The 17,017-nt window shown below is 73.3% G+C and carries 21 protein-coding genes and 1 tRNA gene; 3 read left to right on the top strand and 19 right to left on the bottom strand.

What is annotated here, in order from left to right; all coding sequences use genetic code 11:
• From SERN_RS08390 to SERN_RS08375, 4 genes are all read right to left on the bottom strand, one after another.
• Positions 1 to 558 (bottom strand): MarR family winged helix-turn-helix transcriptional regulator, encoded by a 558-nt coding sequence (locus SERN_RS08390; protein ID WP_135849631.1) that lies wholly within the window; start codon positions 556 to 558, stop codon positions 1 to 3.
• Between the two features lie 191 nt (positions 559 to 749).
• Positions 750 to 3,374, bottom strand: a complete 2,625-nt coding sequence (locus SERN_RS08385) for a polynucleotide kinase-phosphatase (protein ID WP_135849630.1) — start codon at positions 3,372 to 3,374, stop codon at positions 750 to 752.
• Positions 3,371 to 4,807 carry a 3' terminal RNA ribose 2'-O-methyltransferase Hen1 gene (locus SERN_RS08380; RefSeq protein ID WP_135849629.1) on the bottom strand — a complete coding sequence of 479 codons (1,437 nt, stop codon included), beginning with the start codon at positions 4,805 to 4,807 and terminating at the stop codon, positions 3,371 to 3,373. The genes SERN_RS08385 and SERN_RS08380 overlap by 4 nt, the downstream gene beginning before the upstream one ends.
• 55 nt (positions 4,808 to 4,862) lie before the next feature.
• Complete coding sequence (locus tag SERN_RS08375; RefSeq protein ID WP_135849628.1) at positions 4,863 to 6,464, bottom strand: PAS domain-containing sensor histidine kinase; 1,602 nt, start codon at positions 6,462 to 6,464, stop codon at positions 4,863 to 4,865.
• A gap of 91 nt (positions 6,465 to 6,555) precedes the next feature.
• On the opposite strand from SERN_RS08375, the gene SERN_RS08370 reads away from it, so the two are divergent.
• Complete coding sequence (locus tag SERN_RS08370) at positions 6,556 to 7,056, top strand: YdbT family protein (protein ID WP_135849627.1); 501 nt, start codon at positions 6,556 to 6,558, stop codon at positions 7,054 to 7,056.
• A 22-nt stretch (positions 7,057 to 7,078) separates the two neighbouring features.
• Here SERN_RS08370 and SERN_RS08365 read toward each other — a convergent pair whose 3' ends face one another.
• The 15 genes from SERN_RS08365 to SERN_RS08300 all read right to left on the bottom strand — a co-directional run bounded on the left by SERN_RS08365 (position 7,079) and on the right by SERN_RS08300 (position 16,024).
• Positions 7,079 to 8,311, bottom strand: coding sequence for a Dyp-type peroxidase (locus SERN_RS08365; RefSeq protein ID WP_135849626.1), 1,233 nt, complete (start codon positions 8,309 to 8,311; stop codon positions 7,079 to 7,081).
• The gene (locus SERN_RS08360) at positions 8,311 to 8,964 is read right to left on the bottom strand and encodes a copper chaperone PCu(A)C (RefSeq protein WP_135849625.1); all 654 of its coding nucleotides are present in this window, start codon (positions 8,962 to 8,964) and stop codon (positions 8,311 to 8,313) included. The genes SERN_RS08365 and SERN_RS08360 overlap by 1 nt, the downstream gene beginning before the upstream one ends.
• A gap of 62 nt (positions 8,965 to 9,026) precedes the next feature.
• Positions 9,027 to 9,644 carry a copper resistance CopC family protein gene (locus tag SERN_RS08355; protein ID WP_135849624.1) on the bottom strand — a complete coding sequence of 206 codons (618 nt, stop codon included), beginning with the start codon at positions 9,642 to 9,644 and terminating at the stop codon, positions 9,027 to 9,029.
• A 61-nt stretch (positions 9,645 to 9,705) separates the two neighbouring features.
• On the bottom strand, positions 9,706 to 10,332 hold the full coding sequence (locus SERN_RS08350) for a hypothetical protein (RefSeq protein ID WP_135849623.1): 627 nt from the start codon (positions 10,330 to 10,332) through the stop codon (positions 9,706 to 9,708).
• A 90-nt stretch (positions 10,333 to 10,422) separates the two neighbouring features.
• Positions 10,423 to 10,581 (bottom strand): hypothetical protein, encoded by a 159-nt coding sequence (locus SERN_RS15310; RefSeq protein ID WP_158292614.1) that lies wholly within the window; start codon positions 10,579 to 10,581, stop codon positions 10,423 to 10,425.
• 240 nt (positions 10,582 to 10,821) lie between these two features.
• Positions 10,822 to 10,995 (bottom strand): CsbD family protein, encoded by a 174-nt coding sequence (locus tag SERN_RS08345; protein WP_135849622.1) that lies wholly within the window; start codon positions 10,993 to 10,995, stop codon positions 10,822 to 10,824.
• Positions 10,996 to 11,074: 79 nt separating this feature from the next.
• Positions 11,075 to 11,446: a hypothetical protein gene (locus SERN_RS08340; protein ID WP_135849621.1), complete on the bottom strand. Its 372-nt coding sequence runs from the start codon at positions 11,444 to 11,446 to the stop codon at positions 11,075 to 11,077.
• Positions 11,439 to 12,086, bottom strand: coding sequence for an Asp23/Gls24 family envelope stress response protein (locus SERN_RS08335; RefSeq protein WP_135849620.1), 648 nt, complete (start codon positions 12,084 to 12,086; stop codon positions 11,439 to 11,441). The genes SERN_RS08340 and SERN_RS08335 overlap by 8 nt, the downstream gene beginning before the upstream one ends.
• A complete protein-coding gene (locus tag SERN_RS08330) occupies positions 12,083 to 12,730 on the bottom strand; it encodes an RNA polymerase sigma factor (RefSeq protein WP_135849619.1) in 648 nt (215 codons plus the stop codon). The genes SERN_RS08335 and SERN_RS08330 overlap by 4 nt, the downstream gene beginning before the upstream one ends.
• Positions 12,731 to 13,051: 321 nt before the next feature.
• Positions 13,052 to 13,660 carry a hypothetical protein gene (locus SERN_RS08325; RefSeq protein WP_135849618.1) on the bottom strand — a complete coding sequence of 203 codons (609 nt, stop codon included), beginning with the start codon at positions 13,658 to 13,660 and terminating at the stop codon, positions 13,052 to 13,054.
• On the bottom strand, positions 13,660 to 14,217 hold the full coding sequence (locus tag SERN_RS08320; RefSeq protein ID WP_135849617.1) for a DUF6286 domain-containing protein: 558 nt from the start codon (positions 14,215 to 14,217) through the stop codon (positions 13,660 to 13,662). The genes SERN_RS08325 and SERN_RS08320 overlap by 1 nt, the downstream gene beginning before the upstream one ends.
• Entirely contained in the window at positions 14,214 to 14,630 is a 417-nt protein-coding gene (locus SERN_RS08315) for an Asp23/Gls24 family envelope stress response protein (RefSeq protein WP_135849616.1), read from the bottom strand. Before SERN_RS08315 ends, SERN_RS08320 begins: the two co-directional genes overlap by 4 nt.
• Positions 14,627 to 14,809: a hypothetical protein gene (locus SERN_RS08310; protein WP_135849615.1), complete on the bottom strand. Its 183-nt coding sequence runs from the start codon at positions 14,807 to 14,809 to the stop codon at positions 14,627 to 14,629. Before SERN_RS08310 ends, SERN_RS08315 begins: the two co-directional genes overlap by 4 nt.
• A gap of 94 nt (positions 14,810 to 14,903) precedes the next feature.
• Positions 14,904 to 15,407 (bottom strand): Asp23/Gls24 family envelope stress response protein, encoded by a 504-nt coding sequence (locus tag SERN_RS08305; protein ID WP_135849614.1) that lies wholly within the window; start codon positions 15,405 to 15,407, stop codon positions 14,904 to 14,906.
• 212 nt (positions 15,408 to 15,619) lie between these two features.
• A complete protein-coding gene (locus tag SERN_RS08300) occupies positions 15,620 to 16,024 on the bottom strand; it encodes a hypothetical protein (RefSeq protein WP_199241548.1) in 405 nt (134 codons plus the stop codon).
• Positions 16,025 to 16,229: 205 nt separating this feature from the next.
• Here SERN_RS08300 and SERN_RS08295 point away from each other — a divergent pair.
• Together SERN_RS08295 and sigK are read left to right on the top strand one after the other, a co-directional pair.
• Positions 16,230 to 16,305, top strand: a tRNA-Lys gene (locus SERN_RS08295).
• Between the two features lie 133 nt (positions 16,306 to 16,438).
• Positions 16,439 to 17,011, top strand: coding sequence for an ECF RNA polymerase sigma factor SigK (sigK, locus tag SERN_RS08290; protein ID WP_135849613.1), 573 nt, complete (start codon positions 16,439 to 16,441; stop codon positions 17,009 to 17,011).
• Positions 17,012 to 17,017 lie beyond the last annotated feature (6 nt).

The following is a 17,017-nucleotide window of genomic DNA, read 5'->3' as shown; positions in this document are numbered from 1 at the left end:
TCAGGAAGGGGCGATCTCGTCCGCGGCGTCGACGCTCGCGGCCGCCTCGGCGTCCTGCTCGTCCTGTCGCCGCAGGTCGTCCTCGACGACCTTGGTCAGGTTGGTGAGGAAGGTCGCGACGGCGGTCAGCTCCTCGGTGGACAGGCTCTCCACCGCCTCGAGCATGCGGGTGTGCATGGCACCGAGCGTGGCGCGCACCTCCTCGTCGGAGTGCGTCGTCGTCTCGACGGCGACCGAGCGCCGGTCGTGGGGGTGGGCCACGCGACGCGCGTAGCCGTCGCGGATCAGTCGGTCGACCAGCGTGCTGGCGGACGCGCCGGTGATCTCGAGCGCATCGGCGAGCTCCTTCTGGCGCACGACCTCCCCGCGCTGCTTCGCACGCAGGAGGAAGCGGAGGGCCAGCAGGTCGGTCTCCCCCATGCCCATCGAGGCGCGGGTGCGAGCGCGCATCTTGCGCTCGGCCTCGCGGTAGCGCCGCAGCATGTTGAGGACCTCGACCGCGCCGACAGGATCGTCGGAGGTCGCGTACCAGTAGCCACGCCTCGTCTCGACGGCCATCTGATCCACACCTTCTCTCTGTCATCCGCGCCCGGTCCCGGAGTCCCCGGCGCACCACCTGCACGTGTAGAAATCCAAACAGTTAGTTCGGCGACGTGTCGGTGACCCTCACTCTACCGCCGTCGAGCCGGGAGGGGGCGATCCGTCCGGTCGTCGTCCTCCACCTGGCCGGACGCCTGTCCGACATCGGCCTACAGCCTCGGATCCACCGGTTCCGACTCCAGGGCGAGCACCGCGAAGACGGGCTGGTGGACGCGCCACGTGGGCTCACCGCGCACGAGGCGGGCAAGCGACTCCAGGCCGAGCGCGTACTCCCGCTGCGCGAGCGACCGCTTGCGGCCCAGGTGACGCTGCCGGAGCCGGGCGAGGTTCGCCTCGTCGGTGTAGTCGGGTCCGTAGACGATGCGGAGGTACTCGCGCCCGCGGACCTTGAGGCCCGGCTGGAGGGGGCGTCCGCCACGGTCGGCGAGCACGAGGTTCGCCAGCGGTTTGACGACCATGCCCTCACCACCGGTACCGGTCAGCTCCTCCCACCACGCGACCCCGGCGCTCCTCGACGCCTCGTCCGCGAGGTCGACCACGAGCCGCCTCGTGGGGCGGATCAGCACCGGGTCGGCCGCGACCAGCGCGTCGGCGATCTCCAGGTGCCACGGGTGCGGTCGGGTCTCGTGGGTGCTCCCGCCGACCCCCGGTTCGGCCGCGTCGGCCTCCGTGCGGCCGCTCGCCAGCACCTGGAACGGGGCGAGCTGGACGCCGTCGAGCCCGTCCACGTCCCACCGGTAGCGGCGGTAGGCGTCGCGGAAGCGCTCGGCGTTCTCCGCGCGCCCGGCGACCGCCGTGCGCAGGCCACCGACGTCGACGCCCCGGGCCGCCGCCGCGTCCAGCGCCGCGAGCGCCGCGGGCACGACGGCGGCAGCAGCGGCACCCACCCCGGCGAACTGCTCGCGGATCAGCTCGTCGGCCTTGAGGGACCACGGCACGATCTCCGTGTCCAGCAGCACCCAGGTCGCGCCGTCGAGGCGGTCCCAGACACCTGCCGTCGCGACGGCGTCGCGCAGCCGGGTCAGCAGCTCGCCCTCCAGGTCGGGCTGCAGGAGGCGCCGACCCGTGCGGGTCCAGGCCACGCCGGGGCTGCCGGGGGCGAGCCCGAACCGCGTGCCGCCGTCGTCGCGGCACACGAGCACCACCGCGCGCGAGCCCATGTGCTTCTCCTCGCACACGACCGTCCCGACGCCGTCGCGCGCATACGAGGCGAACGCCTCGTCAGGGTGCTCGAGGTGGCCGGGCAGCGTGGACGTGGCCACCGGGCTCATGGTCGGGGGCAGGTACGGCAGCGCTCGGGGCGGCAGCGCGAACCGGCTCATCACCTCGAGCGCGCCGGCGGCGTTCTCCTCGGGCACGGAGACGCGTCCGAGGAGCGCCGTGTCGACCACGCGGACGCCGGTGACGTCCCGCAGGTCCAGCACGTCGGCCGGCCTGGCCGCGCCGGTCCGGCCGGAGGCCCCACCGTCGGAGGAGCCCACGCCGCCCGTGGGGAACGGCCGCGCGGGGGCGTAGTGCTCCGCTGTCGCCGGGACGGAGACGACCTCGCGCTCGGGGTAGCGCAGCGCGCTGAGCGCTCCGCCGAACACGCACCCGGTGTCGAGGCACATCGTGCCGTTGACCCACTCCGCACGCGGGACGGGCGTGTGGCCGTACAGGACGACGGCGTCGCCCCGGTAGTCCTGCGCCCACGGGTAGCGCACGGGCAGTCCGTACTCGTCGGACTCCCCCGTCGTGTCGCCGTACAGCGCGAACGCGCGCACGCGTCCGGATGCGCGGTTGTGGTAGCTCTGCTTGAGACCGGCGTGCGCGACGACGAGCGCACCGCCGTCGAGCACGGCGTGCGAGACCAGGTCCCGGCAGAACTGCGCGACCTCCTCGCGGAACTCCGCGGTCTCCCCGGCCAGCTGCGCCAGGGTCGTCTCGAGGCCGTGGCTGACGGTGACGTCGCGTCCGGCCAGCGCCCGCACCAGCTTGTCCTCGTGGTTGCCGGGGACGGCGAGCGCGTGCCCGGCCCGCACCATCCCCATCGCCAGGCGCAGCACCCCGGGCGAGTCGGGACCGCGGTCCACGAGGTCGCCCAGGAAGATGACGCGCCGCCGCTGCGGGTGCACCGCGTCGACCGGGCGCCCGACGGCGTCGCGCTCGACCACGTAGCCGAGCTCGTCCAGGAGGGTGAGCAGCTCGGGCAGGCAGCCGTGGACGTCGCCGATCGCGTCGAACGGACCTCGCTCGTGACGGCGGTCGGTCAGGAGCGGCACGCGTTCGATCACGACACCGGCGATCTCCGCCTCCGATCGCAGGTGGTGGACGGTGCGGAAGCCCTCGCGCTGGAGCCCGCGCAGACTCTTGCGGAGCTGCCCCTGCTGGCGATCGACCACGTGCGAGCCGAAGGTACGGTCGGGGCGCTCGCGGTTGCGGGCCGCCGCGACGTCGGCGCCGACGTCGAGCACGATCGCGACCGGCAGGACGTCGTGGGTCCGCGCCAGGGCCACGAGCTCCTTGCGCGCGTGCGGCTGCACGTTGGTGGCGTCCACGACGGTAAGGAGGTTGCGCTGCAGGCGGGCGCCGACGATCGCGTGCAGGAGCGCGAACGCCTCGGGCGTCACGCTCTGGTCGTTCGGGTCGTTGGACACGACCCCCCGGCAGTGGTCGGAGGAGACGGTCTCGTACAGTCCGAAGTGCGTCGCGGCGAAGGTGGACTTGCCCGAGCCGGAGACGCCGACGAGGACGACCAGGCTCGGGTCCTGGACGCGCAGCGTGGTGTCGCTCATGCCGCCGCCTCCTTCACGAACAGGGCCAGCTGGGTCGGAGACCCGAGCTCGGGGTCGCCCGGGCCGACCTCGCGGACCGTGACCGTGTAGCCGTTCCGGGCGGCGACGCCGTCGGCCCAGGAGGCGAGCTCGGCGCGCGTCCACTCGAAGCGGTGGTCGGTGTGGCGCACGGGGGCACCGTCGGCCCGCTCGTGCAGGTGGGGGTAGGTCGCGTTGTACTCGGCGTTCGGGGTGGTGACGACGACGGCGCCCGGCCGGGCGTGCGCGAAGACCGTGTCCTCGAGCGCGGGGAGGCGATCGGGGTCGACGTGCTCGATCACCTCCATCAGGACGGCGGCGTCGAACCCCTGCAACCGGTCGTCCCGGTAGGTGAGGGAGGACTGCAGCAGCGTGAGCCGCTCGCGCTCGGTGTCGCTGGCGTCCCGCAGCCGCAGGCGGTCGGCGGCCTTCTCCAGGGCGCGGACCGAGACGTCGGTGCCGAGCACGCGGGTGAAGGAGCGGTCGGACCGCAGGTGGCGCAGCAGCGCGCCCTCGCCGCAGCCGAGGTCGGCGACGCTGGCCGCGCGGACGGAGCGCAGCGCGTCGAGCACCGCCTCGGCGCGCTGCGCGGCGAGCGAGGGGGTGACAGGGACGTCCGGGGCGGGAGGCGCGTCCGACGCCTCCGGCGCGGCGACGGCTGCGGTGTCGAGCAGTCGCGCGGTCGCGTCCTCGACGTACCTGCGCTGGTGCGCGAGCGAGCCCCGCAGGATCTCCTCGCGCAGCGGGTGCTCGGTCAGCCAGCCCTCGCCGTGCCGCAGCACCTTGTCGATCTCGTCCTCCCCGACCCAGTAGTGCTTGGCACCGTCGAGCACGGGCAGCAGCACGGTCAGCTGACGCAGGGCGGTGCCCAGCGTGATCTCGCCCTCGAGCGTCAGGTCGACGTAGCGGGAGTCGCCCCAGGCGGGGATCTCGGAGTCGAGCGGCACGGGTGCGGCGTCCACCCGCCAGCCGAGCGGGGTGAACATCGCGACGGCTCGCTCGGCGCCGCCGCGGCAGGACAGCGACGGCAGGTGGATGCGCAGCGCGATCGCGTGCGCCGCGACCTCCGGGAGGGACGCGCTGCGGCCGGCCGCCGCCGTCGAGAAGACGCGCCCCAGGGCGACCGCCAGGAGGGAGGAGGCCGCGTACGGGCGGTCGTTGACGAACCGCGCGAGGCTGACGTCGCCGGAGGCGCCGAACCGCTGGTCGCGCACGATCCCGACCGGGTCGACCTCGAGCAGGAGCGCGACGGTCGTGCGCTCCGCCGTCGCCTCGGGGTAGAAGACGTGGGCGACGCCGACGGACAGCTCGAAGCGCTGCGCCCTGTCGGGGTGCTTGTGGAGCAGGTGGCCGAGGTCGCGGGCGTCGGCGAACGGGGTGTCGGGGCGCGCGGTCGCGCTCAGGGTCACCAGCATGGCTCGACCCTCTCACCCCGACCCGTCCGACGGGTCCCTCCGGCGTTCGGCCGGGTCAGTCCCGGGGCAGGTGCAGGGTGAACGTCGAGCCCTGACCGGGCCGGGTGGCGACCGTGACGTCGCCGCCGTGCGCCCGCGCGATGTCACGCGCGAGCGGCAGCCCCAGGCCGAGGCCCTGCGTGGTCGACCGCCGGGCGGCCACGGTCCGGAACCCGCGCTCGAACAGCTGCGAGAGGTCCTGCGGGTCGATGCCCGGGCCGTCGTCGACGACGGCGATGCGCAGCTCCTCCTCGTCCCCGTCGATCGACACGCGGGTGCGGCCGCCCAGCGCGCCGAACTTGAACGCGTTGGTGAGGAGCTGCTCGAACGCCTGCCGGATCCGGACCGGGTCGGCGCTGATCGTCGTCGCCGTCTCCGCGACGTCCACCGTGACCGCCGTGCCGCAGCGGCCGGCCTTCGCCCTCAGATCCTCGACCGTGGCGGAGACGAGTGCGACGGCGTCGGCGGGCACGCGCTCGACCGTGATCCCGCGCGCGGCCGATCCCGCCTGCAGCACCACGAGGATGAGGTCCAGCAGCGCACTCGCGTTGCGGTGGATGACGTCGACCTGACGCTCGAGCCCGAGCTCCGCGAGGTCGTGCGTCTCCCTCATCACCTCGGTGAAACCGATGATCGAGGTGAGGGGGGTGCGCAGCTCGTGGGAGAACGTCACGACCATCTCCTCGCGGGTGGTGACGGCGTTGACGAGGTCGGTCACGTCCTGGCACACGAGCACCGAGCCGCCGGGACCGCCCTCGGCCACCGTGGTGAGCGGTGTGGCCGTGAACGACAGCGCCTGCTGGTCACCGGGCGGGCCGACGAAGACGACGTCGCCCTGCACCGGTTCACCGCGGAGCATCTTGACCGGCGCCTGCTGCTCGTGAGGCAGCGGTGTGGTGCGGTCGGGGCCGTAGAGGTGGATCGCGCGCCGCGTCACGAAGTCGTACCCGGCGCGCTCCCCGTGGTCCTTGACCGCCTGGTTGCGCAGCAGGACGACGCCGTCGTCGTCGCTGTAGGAGACTCCGACGTCGATCGCGTCCGCCACGGCCTGCGACAGCGCGATCGTCGCGTGCAGCTCCTGCGCCGTGCGCTCGAGCGCCACCTCCTGGTCTCGTGCCCCGCGCGCGCCGATGTGGACGACGACGGCGACGATCACCACGAGTGCCACCTGCGCCGCGATCCCGGGCAAGGCCGCGACGTCCTGGTCGCCGAGGACGAGAGCGGCCGCCGTGAGAGCCGGGACGGCGGTCACCGCGACCACGAACGGCAGCAGCCGTGCACGGAAGCCGTGGCTGAGCCAGAGCGCCGGGAGGACCATGAGTCCCACCACCGTCGGGCTGCCGTCCCACGCGATCGTGTCGAGCACCGCGACGGCCACCATGTCGAGCACGGCCGCGACGACGACCCCGGGGTCGCCCGCGCCGCGAGCGATCGTCACGACCAGGAGGGCCGTCGCGCCGACGACGACGGCCAGCGCCGCCCACCACCGCCCGTCCGCACCGCCGGTGGCGATCAGCAGCGCGCTGACGAGAGCGAAGCCGAGGAGGAACGGGAGCTGCCCGCGGACGAGTGGGGCCACGTGCGTCCGCGTCCAGTGGGCCTCACGCGATGCGTACATCTCACGAACGGTATGGGAGCGGACCTCCGTTGTCCCGTTCGGCTGCGCCGACGCCCAGGCAACCTCGACTCCCCTCCTCTACTGTCGTCATATGACAGCGGTCGTCGCACAGCAGCTGCCTCCGACGAGGGCGCAGCGGGTCTTTCACGTCTGGAACGCCGTCGGGCTCCCGCTGCTCATCGGCCTGAACCTCCGCCTGCCCTGGTGGGGCGTCGCCCTGGCCGTCGTCGTGGGTGCCGGCGTCCTCCTCCCTCTCGCCGTGGCCGCGACCGCCACCCGGCTGGAGGTCAGCGACGACGCGCTGGTCGTGCGCCGCCGCCTCCGGCCCCTCACCATCCCGCGGCAGGCCATCCTCGCCGTCGACGGCGACGTCCCGCACCGGCCGACCTGGTCGAGCGTGGTGGTCGTCACGACCGCGGCCGGTGAGCGCAAGCTCCCCCCGTTCGGCCGACCCGGCGTCGCCGAGATCATCGATCGGCTGCAGGACTGGTCGGGCACGCGTCCGCCCGAGCCCGCACCGGGCCGTCGGGCCGCCGAGCCCGACGGACCGATCCACGGGGCCGTCGGGCCCGACGGACCGCTCTACCTCTGAGGTCGGCCCGCCGCCGCCGTCGTCAGCCCAGCAGCGTCTCCCCCACGAACCCGCCCTCCTGGCACCCCGGTGGGACGGCGAACACGGCCGATCCGATCGGCGTCGTCCAGGTGTTGAGGAGGTCCAGCTCGTCCAGCCGCCGCTGCACCGGCACGAACTGCGTCACAGGATCGGCCTGGAAGCTCACGAAGATGAGCCCGGACTCCGAGATCGCCCCCGGCCGCGGCGGCAGGTCGTAGTTGTAGCCGCGGCGGAGGAAGCGTTCCCGCGGATCGGCGCTGCGGGCGCGCGCGATGTGCGAGAACTCCGGGATCACCGGAAATCCGACGGCGTCGACCGCGTCGAAGTCCGGTTCGTCGTGCTCGCGCGTCCCCGTGAGCGGAGCCCCCGTGTCGAGACGCCGCCCGACGGACTGCTCCCGCCCGGGGCGGTCGAGCTCGTCCCACGTCTCGAGGTTCATCGCGATCCGCCGGACCACCACGCTGGTGCCGCGGTCGAGCCAGCCGTCCCTGATCCAGACGAGGTCCTCGGCGTCGACCGATCCCGGCACGAGGTTGACCGTGCCGTCGATCTGGCCGAACAGGTTCCGCATGGTCGTCCCGGTCGGCACGGAGCCGTAGGCGTCGCGGAAACCCTGCTGCAGCCAGCGCACCGTGGCGAACGCCCGGGTGCCCTTGAGCAGCATCCGCACGGCGTGCGCGACGGTGACGGGATCGTCCGAGGCGACCTCGAGCAGCAGGTCGCCGTCGCTCCACCCCTCCTCCAGGCGATCGACGCCGAAGGCGGGCAGCGGTCCGAGCCAGCCCGGCGCCTCTCCCCCGGCGCTCGCCACGAACCCCGGCCCGAACCCGAACGTGACCGTGAGGCGCGCCGGACGCCGGGCCAGCTCGGGCTCCGTGTCGGCCAGCGCGGGCAGCCCCTGGGTGAGGCGCCGGGCGTCGTCGGTCAGCAGCCGCATGAGCCGGCCGAGCGCGTCACGATCGACGCCGTCGACCAGGTCGAGCGCGACGAACGTCGAGTGCGCCTGCGGGACGACGGTGACGCCGGCCTGGTGCGGGCCGTGGAACGGGACGGTGCTGGCGCCGCGAAGCCCTGCCGTGTCCTGGGACGGCACGGCCGCCGGGGCGGAGGACGGCGCGGCCACGGCCGCGTCGACGCCCAGGGCGAGCGCCGCGCCCCAGCCGGCGACCGCGCCGCCGCCGACGAGGAGCTGCCGGCGGCTCGGGCTGGGGATGGCCGATGCGTCGTCGGACATCAGCCCTCGGAACCCGCGTGCTCGTCCATGTCGCCCATGTCGTGGCCGTCCATGTCGTGCTCGCCCATGTCGTGCACGTCGTCGCCACCGGCGTACGTCTCGTTGGCGCCCGCGAACTCCTTGACCGGGGCGACGACGTCGAGCGTCGTGCCGTCGGCGAGCTCCAGCACGACGGTCACCTCGGCGCCGGGCGTCAGGGGTGCGGTCAGGCCCATGAGCATCAGGTGGTTGCCGCCCGGCTCGAGCACGACGTCGCCGCCGGCCGGGACGGTGAAGCCCTCGACCTCCCGCATCTGCGCGACCCCGTCGACCTCGACCGTCTCGTGCAGCTCGACCATCGGGCTGCTCGGCGAGGATGCCGCCACGACGACCACGTCGCCGTCGGTGGGGTTGTGCAGCGTGCCGAACGCGGCGGACATGCCCGCGTCGGCGGCCTTGGCCCAGGGGTCGCGGACCTCGAGCTCGTCGAGCCCGGCGTCCTGAGCGGCCGCGGTGCCGGTGCCGGTGGCGGTGGCGGCGTCTGTGGTCGCGCCGTCGGCGTCGTCCCCGCCCGAGCAGGCGGTCAGGGCGAGCGCCCCGGCGAGGCCGACGGCGGCCAGGCGGGCAGCGCGAGAGGTCGTGGTGGTGCGGTGGGAACGGATGGTTCGGGACATGAGGGTCTCCTCGAGGGCGCGCCCGGGGGCGCGCGATGAGCCGCGACGGCGGCGGGAAAGGGTCAGGAACGGGTGCGGTGGGGGCGGCGACGCCACCACCAGGTGAGGGCGAACAGCGCTGCGGCACCGAGGGCGCCCGCGACGGCGACGCCCAGGGTGCGCCAGGGCCCGGCTGTCGAAGGGGCGTCGGGAACCGCCGCCCCTTCGGCGTCGGAACCCGTCGACGGCGCGGATCCCGGGTCGACCTCGGCGCCGTCCCCGGGAGGGACGACGGCCTCGGGCCGTGCTCCGGCGTCGCCCACCGAGAACGGGATCACCCCGCTGATGGGGTGACCGTCGGAGGACACCACGCGCCAGCGGACGTCGTAGTGACCGTCCTCCAGGGCGTCGAGGGGCACGACGACGTCGCGTCCCTCGATCGTGAGGCCGGCCGCGTGGTCGGTGCCGGAGGCACCGGACTCGGCGTCGGTCACCAGGACGGCGGAGCCGACCTCGATCACGTCGGCCGAGAAGGTCAGCGTGACCTCGGGCGGTGCCGTGGCGAGCTGCTCCTGAGCCGCGGGGGCGGAGGAGACGAGCGTGTCGTGTGCTGCTGCGGGAACGAGCGGCAGAGCGACCAGGGTGGCGGCCGTCGCGAGGACGGCGGCGACCCGGGTCCGCGCCGCGGAGGGTGCGGGCATGGGTGCTCCGGGCAGGAGGGGGCGCTCCCGGCGCGAGCGTCTCGCGCGCGGGGCGTATCGGTCAGGCTGCCAGGAGGTGGGGCGGCCCGCGCCGCCGCGCGGTGGCCACGACGCGGTCGTGGAGCGGGTGGGGCCGGTCGAGCGGGCGGACCGTCGGCGTCCGGCGCGGCCGGACGAGCGTCGCCGCGGGAAGGTGAGGGGCCACGGCCGCCACGACGGCGTCGGCGAGCCGGAGCAGGAGGCCGAGCAGCAGCTCACCGCGCTGCAGCATCAGGGCCGTCACGACGGCGGCCGCCCCGTGCATGAGCCACATCCGGGCGTCGCCGTGGAGCGCGAGGGCGACGTCGGGGGTCGCGGTGCCGGAGGCCATCGCCATCGAGCCGTGGCCGGCGTGGACGCCGGCGGCGGGGCTCGCCGCCGCTGCGGACGTCACGGTCGACGTCGACCCGAGCACGAAGAGCGTGTGGAAGGCGACCTGGGCGAGCGACGTCGCCACCACCGTGGTCAGCAGCCGCGGGCGGCGCGACATGAGCAGGCTCGAGGCGAGGGCCGCCAGCACGAACGGGACGGCGATCCCGAGCAGACCGGGCACCGGTGCACCGCCGGCGACGTGGAAGGCGAGGGCGAAGCCGGTCGAGACACCGGACGCGACGGTCGCGCGGAGCACGCGCACGCGACCTGGACTCACCCGAGCATCCTCGCACGCAGGTCCGCAGGGACGAACCCGGCCGATACCGCAGGGCGTCCGACGCGGCGCCGAGAGCCCGCGACGGTCCGGTCAGGCCTCGCGCACGATCACCCTGCGCGACTCGACCATCTCGTTCTTCCACGCCCCGTCACCCGGGAGGTTGCGCCACTCGTCGGCGGTCACCGACATCGCGGCACCGTCGAGGGCATCGTGCTCGGGCTCCGCACTGCGCCGATCCTCGTTCGTCATCCCGGTTCCTCGCTCCCCCTTCGTGACCGAAGGTTTCGTCGACTGCTGAGCGGCGCTGTTCGCCGCACGACGGGAGTCCATCACCCGTGCGTCAGGGATTGCCTGCGGAGACCTTGCGCTTTCCTCAGTAACACGCACTGAACTTGCACGGCGTCGCGTCAACGTGAGCCGGGTGGGCCAGACGTGACAGCAGCCGCTGCGTCCGACACGTTCGGTCGGGCGCAGCGGCTGCTCGGGGCGTCAGCCCTTGAAGACGTCCTTGACGTCCTCGCCGGCCTTCTTGGTGTGGGCCTTGGCCTGGTCGGCCTGGCCCTCGGCCTGCAGACCCTCGTCGTTCTTGGCGTCGCCCAGGGCCTCCTTGGCCTTGCCCTTGAGGTCCTCTGCCGCGTTGCTGATCTTGTCCCCGATACCCATCGGTTCCTCCTCGTTGTCGTGTCCACGGCGCCGCAGCGCCCCTGTCACCCGGCGGTCGAACCGCCGGGAGCTTTCCGGGTCAGCCCACCGTCTCGGGGACGGGGGCCGCTCCCTCGACGGTCAGCACGCTGACCTCGACCGAACCCGTGTCCAGTCCGTGCTCGCGAAGCAGCCGGCGCACGAGGTCACGCACCCGGTGCGCCACGAGACGGGCCGGCAGCCCCTGGACCGCGAGGTGGAGGGCGACGTCGGCCGTCCCGTCCTGCACCGCGATCCGGATGAGGTCCTCGGGGGCGGGGTCGGCCGACCAGGCGCGCACCATGCCGGCCAGCGTCGGTTCGACCCGCAGCACGCCGGGCTCGGCGAGCAGCGCCGCTGCGAGATCTCCCCGCACGGTGTCGAGATCGAGATCCTGGGGCGACGGCGTGGCGCCCGCACCCGTCTCAGTCATCGTGCGCATCCCTCACGTCGATGTGAATGCGCCTGACGTCGATACCCACCTCGTCGTTCACTCTCCTCATCACGTTGCTGCGCATCTCGCGGGCCACCTCCGGGATCGACAGGGCGATGGAGACGCTGACCTGCAGCGTCACGTCCACGATCGACGGTCGGCTCGCGCGGTAGGACTCGGGGACCCCCGGCCCACCGGGGCCGGACCCGACGCTGCCCGAGACCGCGGGGCTTCCGCCACCCGGCACCAGGACGACCTCGCACCGCTCGACCTGCACGCCGTCGACGGCGTCGCCCGCCCGGCGGGCGCTCGCCGAGACCGCCTGCTCGCTCACCGTCAGCTCGGCGACCGGACCCTCGGCGTCGGGCTCGTCGAGCGGGAGCTGCCGGCCCCGTCGCACCTCGGCGCGGGCGATGGCCATGATCCGACCCAGGATCGCGGGATCCGGTTCCAGGTCGGGGTCGACCCGCTCCTCGTCCCGCTGGGACGCGGTCAGCCGAGCCAGGTTGCCCAGGTCCGACCGCGCGTTGCGGCAGTGGGGGCACTCGAGCTCGTGCTCGTCGGGCGGGGACTCGATCCGCTCCCAGACCTCGTCGATGTCACGACCGCAGGCCAGGCGGCTGGTGGAACGCTCGCTCATCGCCATGCTTCCATTCCTCTCGCCAGGTTCTGCCGTGCCCGAGCGATCCTGCCGCGCACCGTCGATACGGGCAGATTCATCGCGTAGGCGATCTCGGGATAGCTGAGCTCGTGGAACTCCCGCAGCACCCAGCACGCGCGCTGCTCGTCCGGCAGGTTCGCCAGCTCCTCGTTCAGACCGCGCAGCTGCTCGGCGTACTCGGTGGCCGCGGCCGGGTCGGAGTACCCGGAGCCGTTGCCGAGAACCGAGCGGTCCCCGGTGAGCTCGGCCATATCGTCGGCATCCACCGGATCGGTGCTGCGGCGCGCGCGGGTCCGGAGCACGGACATGCACCGCCGCGTCATGATCTGGTAGATCCAGCCGTGGAACGCCGGCAGCTCGGTCAGGGACGGCAGCTTGCGCCACACCGCCACCATCGTGTCCTGCAGCGCGTCCTCCGCCTCGCCGCGGTCCGCGAGGAGACGCACGGCCAGCCGGTACAGCGGACCCTGGTAGCGCCGGTTCAGCTCCTCGAACGCCGCCAGATCCCCGTCCTGCGCCCGGCCGACGATCATCGCCTCCGGCAGGTCGGCCACCTGGCGACGAGCGTTGCCGACGTGACCGGCGTCGTCACCCGCGTCCGTGTCCGTCCCGGACTCGCTCATCCTCGGCCCCCTCTCCCGTCGTCCCTGTCGTCCACCCTCTCGCGTCGGGGTTCGGCTGTCACGGCATCCGTCGGGTGCCCCCGGCCGTCGACCCCGGTCGGCGCGCCGCTACCGCTTCGGGGGAACGGACCCGTCCGACTGCTCGGGGTGGGTCGGACGACCCGTCGTTCCCGGGCGACCGCCGGTGCGGCGGACGAGGTGGCCGGCGCGGTTCAGCACCGTCCCGAGGGCCCGCAGGCCCCAGCTCACGAGGCGTGTCATCACTCTGGCGATCATGTCGTTCCTGTCGTGGTGGATGGATGAGGGTGTGGGACGGTCGTGTCAGACCGTGATGCGGTCGTGCGTCCGCTGCGTGCGCTGGACGTCGACGAGGACTCCCAGCCGTGCCAGGCGGACGTCCAGCGCCGTGACGGCCGAGGCGGCGGCCACCGTGTCCGCCCGGCGGAGCACCTCGCCGACGTCCGCGCGGTCGTCCACCACGAGGCGCAGCGTGAGGTCGGGCGTGCGGGCGCTGCCCCGCAGCACGGCGTCGGCGGAACCGACCCCGGCGATGGAGGTCGCCTGCTCCGCGACGGCATCGGTGAGGACCGACGGCTCGCACGTGGTCAGACCCGTGAGGGAGGACGTGTGCAGCCGCAGGTCCTTGGCCTCGTGCCGGCGCGGGATCTGGGCGATGAGCCAACCGAGGCACGCCAGCGCGAGGACGACACCGACCACGGCCACCGCGGGAGCGACCCAGGCCGCCTCGAACACCGAGGTGTCCGGAGCCAGCGGCGCGTCGCGGCCCGGCAGCCCCTCGGCCACGTCACCCGAGAGCAGGGACGACCACCAGCCGGTGGCCAGCCCGAGCGCGAGGACGCCGAGCACGAGCAGCACGAGGCCGACGACGGCGAGCCAGGTCCGGTTGAGACGAGCGGGCGTGTGGCGCATCAGGACTCCCTCGAACGAACGCGGGTCCGGACCTCGCACACGGGTCCGGAGCCCAGCACGTCGAGGCGGTCCTCGACGCTGGCCTGCACGGCGGAACGCACGGACTCGACGTCGGACCGCGAGGCGGTCACGACCTCGACCCGCACCAGTCGGGTGGAGACGCTGACGTCGACGCTCTCCACGCCGTCGACCTCGTCCGCAGCGGCCGCCGCGAGCCTCGCGACGCCGCGCTGCGTGATGACGACCTCGGACACCTCGGCGTTCGTCACGCTCAGGTCCACCGGCACACCGCTGCGGCGACCGGGTACGAGCGCCGCGAGCAGCAGCACGACGCCGAGCACGACGCCGACGACGGCCGCGGCGATCACCGGGGTCGCGCCCCAGGACTGCTGGGCCACCGCTCGGGCCGGACCGGTGGCCCACGAGGGCCAGTCGCTCGAGGCGAGACGGGTGACGGCCGCCGTCGTGGCGAGGACGGAGACCGCCAGGACGATCAGCGCCACGAGGGTCGCGGGGACGCCGCGGCTGGGGCGCCTGCGGAGCTGGGTGGCGCTCATCGCAGCTCCCTGTCGGGGTCGGGTCCGCCGGACCGGCCGTCCGCACCGGCACGAAGACCGGTGATGCGGACGTCGACCCGTCGCACGGGCACCCCGGTGAGGTCGCCGACGCGCTGCTGGACGCGGTCACGGATCGTGTCGGCGGCCGAGCGGAGCGAGACGGGGAAGACCAGGCCCACGGAGATGCTGAGGTCGACGAAGTCGGCGTGGAGGTCGACGTCGACCGCCGGGCGGACCGTCGAACCGACGCGGTCGCGCCAGCCGAGCAGCCCGCGGGATGTGCCGTAGGTGTCGCTCACCTCGGCGACGACCTGCGAGGCGATCTTCTCCACGACGCCGTCGGAGAGCGTCAGCGTGCCGCGCGACCGCGAGTCGCCGCCGGGGCGCGCGCTCGCCGGTGCGAGGGCGGTCATCGCTTCTCGGAGGCCCGGCCGAGCATGCCCTGGACGTCGACCCTGCCGTCGAGCGCGAGGCCGACGATGAGGCCGACCGCGCCGAAGGCCAGCACGGTGATGAAGGCGGCGAACGACCCGAAGGCGGCGGTCAGTCCGAGGACGAGGCCGACGGCGAGGCCGAGGTTGGTGCGAGACATGGGGTTCCTATCACTGGACGGAATGATCGGCCGACCGGCCGGGGGACGGAGCGGGCGCCAGGGGTGGACGCCCGCTCCGCCGAGGGGTGACGCGTCAGCGCAGGTCGGCCTGCTCCGAGGTGTCACGCTGGTCGTCGTCGTCGGGGAGGTGGACGTCGGTGACGTTGATGTTGACCGCCACGACCTCCAGGCCGGTGCCGTACTCGACGGCCTGGATGACGTTCTCCCGGATCTGCTCGCTGACCTGGACGACGGACTCGCCGTACTCCAGGACGATCGCGATCTCGACCGCGGTCTGCGTCTCGCCCTTCTCCACGGAGACGCCGCCGGTCACGTTGGTCTGGCTGCCCGGGATGCGCTGCGCGAGCGCGTTGACCGCACGGCGCGCGGCGTTGCCCATCGCGTAGACACCGGCGACCTCGCGGGTCGCCATCCCGGCGATCTTCGCCACGACGCTCTCGGCGACGCTCGTGTCGCCGTGCTCGGTGTGCAGGGCGTCGAACTCCTTGCGCTCGTTCTCCGTGCGCTCGTTCTCGTCCTGCGCGCCCTCGCGGACGCGGCGCTCCTCGCCGGTGGCGGGGACCTGGGGCTGCGACATGGTGAGCTCTCCTTCGTACTGCTCCTGTGAAACGCGGACACAGGTAAGGACGCCACGAGGATGCCGACCGTCACGCGTCGGAACGAGAAAGTTTTGGGACCTCGCACCGACCCGGGCAGCCGCATCGACCCGGGCCGCGCGGAGGGAGGGGTCCGCGACCTCGGCGAGCACTCCGCACGCGCGGTGCAGGTCGGCGCGGGCGGGCGCGGCGTCTAGAGCGAGCGGCCCGAGGTGTCGTCGTTGGTCAGCTCGAACTCCACGACCGGGGCGATCTCGGACCAGGGGAACTGATCCAGGTGCTGCACCGATCTGACCTCGAGGTACTCGCACAGCTCTGCCGCGACGAGAAGCTCTCCCGCGAGCTCGCGCAGCTCCTGTCCGCTCAGAACGGTCTCGTCGAGCTGCGGTTCGATCGTCACCTGGTAGCGCGCCCCACCCGGTGCGACCGGCATGACGTGCACCGAGGTGGTGGCGTTCAGGAGAGGGACGACGACGAGACCGGTGTCGGCGCCTATCGGCCCGTCGTGAACGACCACGCGTGCGGGCCGACCTGCCGCGAGGGACGGGGAGAACTCCTCGAGCCAGCGCTCCAACGTCTCCTTGCTGCGAAACGGCACGCTGCTCCTTCAGAACTGGGGCGGGTCGAACGACCGCGTCAAGGATATCGAACCCGCACGCGGCAACGGTTCGACCGTCGCGGGTCACCTCGAGCTGGTCACTCGGACGCGATGAAGCCCGAGTCGGCTCCGCGTAGCCTGGTGCCGGGCGCCAGCTGCCGCGAGATCTCTCGAGGGTTTGTCCCAGTCACGACCCGCTGGCCCCGGGCCTCTAGCTCAACTGGCAGAGCAGCGGACTTTTAATCCGTGGGTTGTGGGTTCGAGTCCCACGGGGCCTACCACCGCGCACGGCGTCGTCGTCGTCGGAAACTGCTCTCCACGGAGACCCATCCGGCCCCTCTACCGCTCCGAACCCCACGTGACAAGGATCCCGTGACAGGAAGGAGCAGCCGATGTGGGGCAGACTCTTCCCTGATGACCACCTCCGCAACAAGCCACGACGACGCCGCACGGCTCGCGTCGCTCCTTCGAGCGAGCGCGGACGGGGACCAGGCGGCGTTCGCGCAGGTCTACGACGCGGCGAGCCCGATGGTCTACGGCACGTGCCTGCGGGTCCTGCGCGACCCCGACCTGGCGGCGGAGACCCTGCAGGACGTCATGCTCGAAGCCTGGCGCACCGCAGCAGCCTTCGACGCCGACCGAGGATCAGCCAAGGCCTGGCTCGCCACCATGGCCCACCGCCGAGCGGTCGACCGGGTCCGCTCGGTCCAGGCCACACGAACACGGGACGAGCAGGACGCCGTCCGCAGCTACGTACGGGAGGTGGACGAGGTGAGTGACGAAGTGCTCCGCCGCGCCGACGCCGACCGTGTCGCCCACTGCATGCAAGGACTGACCGACACCCAGCGCGAATCGGTCCTCCTCGCCTACTGGGAGGGCCTGACCTACCGCGAGGTCGCCGACCGCCTCGCCGCCGCCCTCCCCACCGTCAAGAGTCGAATCCGCGACGGCCTCACCCGCCTTCGCCTCTGCTTGGGGGCGCGATGACCAGTC

It is taken from the genome of Serinibacter arcticus (assembly GCF_004786095.1).
Classification (GTDB): domain Bacteria; phylum Actinomycetota; class Actinomycetes; order Actinomycetales; family Beutenbergiaceae; genus Litorihabitans; species Litorihabitans arcticus.
Note: the sequence above shows the minus strand (reverse complement) of the source record. Positions and strands in the feature narration are given on the sequence as shown.

Bases quoted from the DNA above. Each gene is read 5' to 3' on its own strand.
- SERN_RS08390 (WP_135849631.1), bottom strand. From the start codon at position 558: ATGGCCGTCGAGACGAGGCGTGGCTACTGGTACGCGACCTCCGACGAT.
- SERN_RS08385 (WP_135849630.1), bottom strand. From the start codon at position 3,374: ATGAGCGACACCACGCTGCGCGTCCAGGACCCGAGCCTGGTCGTCCTC.
- SERN_RS08380 (WP_135849629.1), bottom strand. From the start codon at position 4,807: ATGCTGGTGACCCTGAGCGCGACCGCGCGCCCCGACACCCCGTTCGCC.
- SERN_RS08375 (WP_135849628.1), bottom strand. From the start codon at position 6,464: ATGTACGCATCGCGTGAGGCCCACTGGACGCGGACGCACGTGGCCCCA.
- SERN_RS08370 (WP_135849627.1), top strand. From the start codon at position 6,556: ATGACAGCGGTCGTCGCACAGCAGCTGCCTCCGACGAGGGCGCAGCGG.
- SERN_RS08365 (WP_135849626.1), bottom strand. From the start codon at position 8,311: ATGTCCGACGACGCATCGGCCATCCCCAGCCCGAGCCGCCGGCAGCTC.
- SERN_RS08360 (WP_135849625.1), bottom strand. From the start codon at position 8,964: ATGTCCCGAACCATCCGTTCCCACCGCACCACCACGACCTCTCGCGCT.
- SERN_RS08355 (WP_135849624.1), bottom strand. From the start codon at position 9,644: ATGCCCGCACCCTCCGCGGCGCGGACCCGGGTCGCCGCCGTCCTCGCG.
- SERN_RS15310 (WP_158292614.1), bottom strand. From the start codon at position 10,581: ATGACGAACGAGGATCGGCGCAGTGCGGAGCCCGAGCACGATGCCCTC.
- SERN_RS08345 (WP_135849622.1), bottom strand. From the start codon at position 10,995: ATGGGTATCGGGGACAAGATCAGCAACGCGGCAGAGGACCTCAAGGGC.
- SERN_RS08340 (WP_135849621.1), bottom strand. From the start codon at position 11,446: ATGACTGAGACGGGTGCGGGCGCCACGCCGTCGCCCCAGGATCTCGAT.
- SERN_RS08335 (WP_135849620.1), bottom strand. From the start codon at position 12,086: ATGAGCGAGCGTTCCACCAGCCGCCTGGCCTGCGGTCGTGACATCGAC.
- SERN_RS08330 (WP_135849619.1), bottom strand. From the start codon at position 12,730: ATGAGCGAGTCCGGGACGGACACGGACGCGGGTGACGACGCCGGTCAC.
- SERN_RS08325 (WP_135849618.1), bottom strand. From the start codon at position 13,660: ATGCGCCACACGCCCGCTCGTCTCAACCGGACCTGGCTCGCCGTCGTC.
- SERN_RS08320 (WP_135849617.1), bottom strand. From the start codon at position 14,217: ATGAGCGCCACCCAGCTCCGCAGGCGCCCCAGCCGCGGCGTCCCCGCG.
- SERN_RS08315 (WP_135849616.1), bottom strand. From the start codon at position 14,630: ATGACCGCCCTCGCACCGGCGAGCGCGCGCCCCGGCGGCGACTCGCGG.
- SERN_RS08310 (WP_135849615.1), bottom strand. From the start codon at position 14,809: ATGTCTCGCACCAACCTCGGCCTCGCCGTCGGCCTCGTCCTCGGACTG.
- SERN_RS08305 (WP_135849614.1), bottom strand. From the start codon at position 15,407: ATGTCGCAGCCCCAGGTCCCCGCCACCGGCGAGGAGCGCCGCGTCCGC.
- sigK (WP_135849613.1), top strand. From the start codon at position 16,439: ATGACCACCTCCGCAACAAGCCACGACGACGCCGCACGGCTCGCGTCG.